Genomic DNA, 6,977 nt, shown 5'->3' on the forward strand with positions numbered 1-6,977 from the left:
CGAGTTCGTGCGCGACCGCTGGCCCGAAGAGTTGGCGTTCAGCCGATGTTCATTTGTTCGGTAGTTTGAGGTCTGTCAATATAGACGTATGTCGAAGCAGAACGAGTTGCCTGTCGTGGCAGGCGAGGCGTGTTGTACGCCGTTGGTGCAGGAACCGCTCAGTGCCGATGCGACCGTGGAGCTCGCGCGCATGTTTAAGGCGATGGGCGATCCGGCGCGGCTGCGGCTGCTGAGCTTGGTGGCCAGCCATGCCGGCGGGGAGGCCTGCGTGTGTGACATCTCGGAATCTTTCGATCTGTCCCAACCCACCATCTCCCACCATCTCAAGGTGTTGCGGCAGGCGGGTTTGCTCGACTGCGAGCGCCGGGGAACGTGGGTGTATTACTGGGTTATTCCTGCTGCGTTGCAGCAGCTTTCATCGATTCTGAGTTCAGCGGATCCCACCGCAGACACGTTGGTGACCGCGTGAGTACCGCTACGAACACGCCGGAGCATCCCGCGGTCGTCGGCAAGCTCTCCACCCTCGACCGGTTCTTGCCGGTGTGGATCGGGGTGGCGATGGTCGCCGGGTTGCTCCTGGGTCGGTTGATCCCAGGCCTGAACGATGCGCTCTCGGCCATCTCGGTCGATGGTGTCTCGCTGCCCATCGCGATCGGCTTGCTGATCATGATGTATCCGGTACTGGCGAAGGTTCGCTACGACCGCCTCGACACCGTGACCGGGGACAAGCGCCTGCTCATCGGGTCGCTGGTTCTGAACTGGGTTGTCGGCCCGGCGTTGATGTTCGCGCTGGCCTGGATTTTCCTGGCCGACCTGCCCGAGTACCGCACCGGGTTGATCATCGTCGGGTTGGCGCGGTGCATCGCGATGGTCATCATCTGGAATGACCTGGCGTGCGGTGATCGTGAAGCGGCCGCCGTGTTGGTGGCGATCAATTCGGTGTTCCAGGTCGTGATGTTCGCGGTCCTGGGCTGGTTCTATCTCTCGGTGTTACCGGGTTGGCTGGGTCTGGAACAGACAACGATCGACGCCTCGCCGTGGCAGATCGCCAAATCGGTGCTGATCTTCCTGGGTATCCCACTGGTCGCCGGGTTCCTGTCCCGGTATTTAGGGGAGCGGAGCAAGGGACGCGACTGGTACGAATCGCAGTTCATTCCCAGGATCAGTCCGTGGGCGTTGTACGGGTTGCTGTTCACCATCGTGATTCTCTTTGCCCTGCAAGGTGATCAGATCACGTCGCAACCCCTCGACGTGGTCCGGATCGCGGTCCCGTTGCTGGTGTACTTCGCAGTGATGTGGGGTGGCGGGTACGCGTTCGGCGCTGTCATGAAGCTCGGGTATGAACGCACCACCACGCTGGCGTTCACCGCCGCAGGCAACAACTTCGAACTGGCCATCGCAGTCGCGATCGCGACGTATGGGGCCACCTCGGGCCAGGCCCTGGCCGGGGTGGTGGGACCGCTGATCGAGGTGCCGGTCCTCGTGGGATTGGTCTACGTCTCGCTGGCGTTGCGTAAACGCTTCACCGCCCCGCGGTCGACAGCTCAGCCGAGTACGGTCACGGAGGCACAGTGATGGACGACTCGACCCTGGATCAACGCCTGGCGGCAGGAGAGCATCGCGCACAGCCCGAACTGCTCATGCCCCACGTGGTGCTCGGTCGTATTGCCGCGGACTTGGCCGCGAAGTACGAGGGCGTGGTGTCGCGGCAGACGGTGGAGCGCTGCGTCTTTGAGTCGTATGCGGCGCTGCGCCGTACCTCGCGGGTACAGGCTCATCTCACCTCGTTGGCGAGCCGGTTCGCTGCCGACCGGTTGCGCGCACTGGCGCAATCCGGCGGGGCGATCGCCAAAGACGTGCCCGAGGTGTTGTTCGTGTGTGTGCACAATGCCGGCCGGTCGCAGATGGCCGCAGGTCTGTTGACCCACCGGGCCGGTGGCCGCGTCCATGTCCGATCGGCGGGCTCCGCGCCGGTCCATTCGATCAACCCCACCGTGGTCGAGGCGATGACCGAGATCGGGATCGACCTGGGCAACGACTTCCCCAAACCGCTGACCGACGATGTCGTCGCCGCCGCCGATGTCGTGGTGTCGATGGGTTGCGGTGATGCATGCCCCATCTATCCGGGCAAGCGGTACCTCGACTGGACAGTCACCGATCCCGAAGGCCTCCCGTTAGACCGAGTGCGCGCAATCCGCGATGACCTCGACACCCGCGTTCAACGGTTGCTCGACGAGCTCGCCCCGCACCCTGCATAACCCCTTCACACCGAAAAGGAAGCTGCTCCCATGTCTGCACAGACACCGAGCGTGTTGTTTGTCTGCGTCCACAACGCTGGCCGGTCTCAGATGGCTGCTGGGTTCTTGACCGCCCTGGGCGGCGGTCGGGTCGAGGTTCGTTCCGCGGGGTCGGCCCCCGCCGACGCCATCAATTCCGCCGCTGTGAAGGCAATGGCCGAGGTCGGTATCGACATCTCCGACCAATCACCGAAGATCCTCACCCCCGACACCGTCGAATCCTCCGACGTGGTCATCACCATGGGCTGCGGCGACGCTTGCCCGGTCTTCCCCGGCGTCAGCTACCGCGACTGGGCCCTAGACGACCCTGCCGGCAAAGGCATCGATACCGTCCGCCCGATTCGCGATCAGATTCGTTCGCTCGTGGTCGACTTGCTGGCCGAGATCGCGCCTGCCGACGACACCTCGAGCGTGCGATGAGCACACCACACTCGGTTCTGTTTGTGTGCGTGAGCAACCGGGGCAAGTCGGTGATGGCCCAAGGTTTGGCGACAACGGGCACTAGATGTGCTGGTCGTGCCATGACCGTTCGCACCACGTCGATGCGCCCGACCCCGTGATTCCCGTACACTTTCGTCACTGGTGACAAATTACGTTGTGCCACAACACAAATGGCCGATAATGTTGTGTTATGACGTCACGACAGGCATCGGTTGCCAGCACATGGTGACGGTGGTGCCGTCGGGTCCGGTGGTGAGTGCGTGGGTGTCGCTGAGCGCGGTGATGAGTGCTAGTCCGCGGCCGCGGAAGCGCTCTGAGGGGCTGGGGTCCCAGGTGCCGGTGTCGGTGACGGTGATTTCGAGGGCGCCGTTGGGTCGGTGTCGGCTGTGCACGGTGACCGTTGCGGGTTCGGCGGAGTTCTTGCAGGCGTGTTCGGTGGCGTTGGCGACTGCTTCGTAGACGGCCAGGATGATGTCGCCGCGGCGTTCGGTGTCGGCGTCGACAGTGGCAGTCACCCAGAGGGTGAACAGTTCGCGCAGTGTGTAGGCGGCTTCGGCGGTGGCCGCGACCGAGCGCTTGAAGTCACCGGTGGAGTCGCCATCGAGGTGCTGTGATGAGTCCACGCGCCGTGTTTACCCAGTCGGGGTGCCGGTCATTTCGGTGGGGTCGGTCATGGCGGTGACGGCGTGGGCGAGGGAGGGGTAGAGGACGATCGTCTGGTCCAGGCCCATGAGTGTCAGGGGCCGGGACGTCGCGGGTGCGGCGGCGACGACTCCGAACAGTCCGGTCGGTGCGATGGCCTCGTGCGCGGCGACGAGTGCGGCCATGCCGGCCGAGGCCAGGAAGTCGGTGGTGGTCAGGTCGATGATCAGGCCGCGCGGTTGACCGGTCAACGCGTTCGTCACTGCTTCGGACAGTTGTGGTGCGGTGAGCACGTCGATGCTGCCTTGGACGGTCAGGATCACCAGTTCTTCGTGCTGGGCGGAGACGATGGTCAGCAACGCACGGCCGGCGTTGTCTCCGCTGTCGTCGACGACCACCGCGTCAGGGTCGACCACGGCGTCAGGGTTGTTTGGCTGCACTGGTGACTCTCGCTTCCATCGAAGGGGGCCACACAGTTGATGAGCGGCCACGGTCCCGACCGACGACATGACGACGGCTGCCTGCTGCACCGCCCTACCCATTTTGTCATGGTCGCCTGCCCGACATCGATGGGGTTGAGCGAGGACGTCAGGCGCCGCGGCCCTTCATCGGGTCTGTGCTGGAAGACCTCCCCTGACGGTCACACGACACCACGTTCGAGATTGCGCATTCGATTGCGCGATTCGCATTCGAGCTGGTGGATCGTCGATTCGTCAAATCAGATGTGGTTGGGGATGTCGGAAACTCTTGCACTGTGCTGTCCGGGGCATGCTCGGCTACTGGGTGGGCGAGGTCGGTCCGTCGTGGTGGCGGTGCGTTGGCGTGGTGACCTCGGGGGTGGCCGGTGGGCTGGGGGAGCCGGTGGGCTGGGGTGCGGTGAGGATGAGGTGATCGAAGTCTCGGCGCATGCCGTCGCCGGCGCGTAGTCGCGTGCTGGCGGCGACGAGCCCACGTCATCGTCGTGCCCCAACCAGGCCACCTGCGTGATCGGGGTACGCCAGCGGCAACGAGCTGGGAGAATCGATTCGTGGATGACGACAGACCTGACTCAGGGAGCCAAGATGCCCAGGGCAAGGATGCTGCGAGACTGGAGCAGTTGAAACGACGTCGCCAGCGGCTGGCCGATGGCGAACCGGCCACGGCGGAAACCGCGGCAGCAGCTGCGGCACATGCCCGGGAGTCGATGACGCGCGCCGTCGCTGCACACGCGTCCGCAGCTCAACGACATGATGACGCTGTTCTGGCGCATGAACGCGCGGCGTCGATACATGCCATGGCCGCCGAACGTTCCGCCCCGGGGCGGGGCCTTGTCCACCGCGAGTCCGCCGAGGTCCGAGCACAACGCCGCTGACGACGAGCACAACGCAGCGGTCGATGCCCGCGACCTAGCCGAGAATCCCGAACACTAGACATCCAACCGCGGCCGCGACTGACCCCGCATCCCGGGCGCGCACATTGAGGTGCGCACGTCTCGACCCCAGGCCCAGCCCCTTCTCCGTCGCCCACACCGCCCCGACATACCCCGCCCAGGCCGCGGGCCACCAGGTCGGGACTGTCGTGAGAACGGTGTAAGTGGCCTTACCGCCCTCGGTGTGTCGGGGGCAGGAAGGTCGCATCATGACCGACACTCTGGTGGCTGTGGAGCCATCTGATGAACACGATGACGGGATCGTCGAGGTGCCTGCGGACCGCAGCGTCGATGAACTTGAGGTAGCCCGCGAGCTGGTCCGCCAGGCCCGGTAGGCCGGGGTCCGCCTGACCGGTCCGGATGGGTTGCTCAAAGCGATGACCAAAACGGTGCTCGAGACGGCGCTCGATGAAGAGATGTCTGAGCATCTCGGTTACGACAAGCACGACCAGCGTGGTCGTGGGAGTGGCAACTCGCGCAACGGGTCTCGGTCGAAGACCGTGCTGACTGATGCGTGTGGGCAGGTCGAGATCGATGTCCCCCGGGACCGGGCGGGCACCTTCGAGCCGCAGATCGTGAAGAAGCGCCAACGCCGCTTGACTGATGTGGATGAGGTGGTGCTGTCGCTGTATGCCCGTGGGCTCACCACCGGTGAAATCAGCGCCCATTTCGCCGACATCTACGGTGCTGCGGTCTCCAAAGACACGATCAGCCGGATCACCGACCGGGTGCTCGAAGAGATGGCCACCTGGCATGCCCGTCCGCTCGAACGCGTCTACGCCGCGGTGTTCATCGACGCCATCCATGTCAAAATCCGCGATGGGCAGGTAGGGCCCCGGCCGATCTACGCCGCGATCGGGGTGGATCTGGCCGGGCATCGTGACGTGCTCGGGATGTGGGCAGGTGAAGGCGATGGTGAGTCGGCAAAGTACTGGCTGGCGGTGCTTACCGAGCTGAAGAACCGGGGTGTAGCCGACATCTTCTTCCTCGTCTGCGACGGGCTAAAAGGCCTGCCGCAATCGGTCGGGACGGTCTTTCCCGACACGGTGGTGCAGACGTGTGTCATCCATCTGATCCGGGGCACATTCCGCTATGCCGGCCGCCAGCACCGCGATGCTATCGCCAAGGCGATCAAACCGATCTACACCGCCCCCACCGCTGCAGCCGCGGCCGAGGCGCTGGATGCGTTCGACGCCGAGTGGGGGCACCGGTACCCGGCAGCTATCCGGTTGTGGCGCAACGCATGGCAAGAATTCATACCGTTTCTCGACTACGACATCGAGGTCCGTAAGGTGATCTGCTCGACAAACGCGATCGAGTCACTCAACGCCCGCTACCGGCGCGCAGTGCGGGCTCGTGGGCATTTCCCGAACGAGCAATCGGCGCTAACTAAAGTGCCTGTACCTGGTGACCCGGTCGCTCGACCCGACCGGCACCGGACAGAAACGATGGACAATGCGGTGGAAACCAGCACTCAACGCATTCGCCATCACCTTCGCCGACCGCATGCCGGCCAGCGAGGACAACTAACCGAAAACGCCACTTACACCGTTAATCTGATACTCCCACGTCGGGAAACCAGGCGGCGTGCATGCTGGTTCGGTTAGGCGAGCGGGGGAGACGACTGCGTGGCCGGGCGGCTAATGGAACTGTTCGCGGTAGTCGTTCGGCGTCATGCCTGTGATGGTTCGGAAGGTGCGGTAGAACGAGCGTTCGTCGTTAAAGCCCGCTTCCCGCGAGATGTGAGAAATAGACTTCGTGGGGTGGTTGCGGAGCAGGTTCTGTGCGGCTTCAACGCGGGCCCTGCGCAGGTAGTCCATGAGCGTGTAGTCGGTCTGGTAGTGGGCCAGTTGGGTGAAGAATGCAGACACAGCGGAGAGAACTCCAGAACACTCCATGGGTGTGGCGAGGATATCGGTGGTGCGGTCCATGCCGGCCAGTGCGAAGGCGCGATCGGCGCCCACCTGGACGACCACCTGCTCGTAGGGTCCATCGGCGTGCATGCGGAACGGCAGGGAGCTGTCGTAGATGAACAGCGATCCGGGTGCGGCGAGGTGGGTGTGGTCGGCCTGCTCGATCAGGCAGCTACCACGGATCTGGAACGTTGCGAAGTGAATCGCCCCGGGTTTGCTGGAGGCTCGGTTAGTTGGTTCCGGCCTCTGCTGGGACCGGGTTCTCACGGTAGCTGG

General features: G+C 64.2%; 7 protein-coding genes and 2 pseudogenes. 6 read left to right on the forward strand and 3 right to left on the reverse strand.

The window, feature by feature from the left end; genetic code table 11:
- Nucleotides 1-88 precede the first annotated feature (88 nt).
- From A5777_RS10800 to A5777_RS25750, 5 genes and pseudogenes are all read left to right on the forward strand, one after another.
- Complete coding sequence (locus tag A5777_RS10800; RefSeq protein ID WP_064862668.1) at nucleotides 89-469, forward strand: ArsR/SmtB family transcription factor; 381 nt, start codon at nucleotides 89-91, stop codon at nucleotides 467-469.
- Nucleotides 466-1,575, forward strand: a complete 1,110-nt coding sequence (arsB, locus tag A5777_RS10805; protein ID WP_064862669.1) for an ACR3 family arsenite efflux transporter — start codon at nucleotides 466-468, stop codon at nucleotides 1,573-1,575. The genes A5777_RS10800 and arsB overlap by 4 nt, the downstream gene beginning before the upstream one ends.
- Nucleotides 1,575-2,258, forward strand: a complete 684-nt coding sequence (locus A5777_RS10810) for an arsenate reductase ArsC (RefSeq protein WP_064862670.1) — start codon at nucleotides 1,575-1,577, stop codon at nucleotides 2,256-2,258. The genes arsB and A5777_RS10810 overlap by 1 nt, the downstream gene beginning before the upstream one ends.
- A gap of 30 nt (nucleotides 2,259-2,288) precedes the next feature.
- Nucleotides 2,289-2,717, forward strand: a complete 429-nt coding sequence (locus A5777_RS10815; RefSeq protein WP_064862671.1) for an arsenate reductase ArsC — start codon at nucleotides 2,289-2,291, stop codon at nucleotides 2,715-2,717.
- Nucleotides 2,714-2,800 (forward strand): annotated as a pseudogene (locus A5777_RS25750) (low molecular weight phosphatase family protein); the annotation flags it as partial. The gene A5777_RS10815 and the pseudogene A5777_RS25750, both read left to right, overlap by 4 nt.
- A 126-nt stretch (nucleotides 2,801-2,926) precedes the next feature.
- Here A5777_RS25750 and A5777_RS10820 read toward each other — a convergent pair.
- Nucleotides 2,927-3,361, reverse strand: a complete 435-nt coding sequence (locus A5777_RS10820) for an ATP-binding protein (protein WP_007240629.1) — start codon at nucleotides 3,359-3,361, stop codon at nucleotides 2,927-2,929.
- Between the two features lie 9 nt (nucleotides 3,362-3,370).
- A complete protein-coding gene (locus A5777_RS10825) occupies nucleotides 3,371-3,796 on the reverse strand; it encodes an STAS domain-containing protein (RefSeq protein ID WP_138985343.1) in 426 nt (141 codons plus the stop codon).
- A gap of 1,201 nt (nucleotides 3,797-4,997) precedes the next feature.
- Between A5777_RS10825 and A5777_RS10835 the strand changes: the two are divergent.
- Nucleotides 4,998-6,318: pseudogene (locus A5777_RS10835) on the forward strand (IS256 family transposase).
- A gap of 110 nt (nucleotides 6,319-6,428) precedes the next feature.
- Here A5777_RS10835 and A5777_RS10840 read toward each other — a convergent pair.
- Nucleotides 6,429-6,977: AraC family transcriptional regulator (locus A5777_RS10840; protein ID WP_156529346.1), on the reverse strand; the 549-nt coding region annotated here is incomplete at its 5' end.

It is taken from the genome of Gordonia sp. 852002-10350_SCH5691597 (assembly GCF_001665715.1).
GTDB lineage: Bacteria > Actinomycetota > Actinomycetes > Mycobacteriales > Mycobacteriaceae > Gordonia > Gordonia sputi.

Coding starts and splice junctions, on each gene's coding strand:
- A5777_RS10810 (WP_064862670.1), top strand. CDS start 1,575: ATGGACGACTCGACCCTGGATCAACGCCTGGCGGCAGGAGAGCATCGC.
- A5777_RS10800 (WP_064862668.1), top strand. CDS start 89: ATGTCGAAGCAGAACGAGTTGCCTGTCGTGGCAGGCGAGGCGTGTTGT.
- A5777_RS10815 (WP_064862671.1), top strand. CDS start 2,289: ATGTCTGCACAGACACCGAGCGTGTTGTTTGTCTGCGTCCACAACGCT.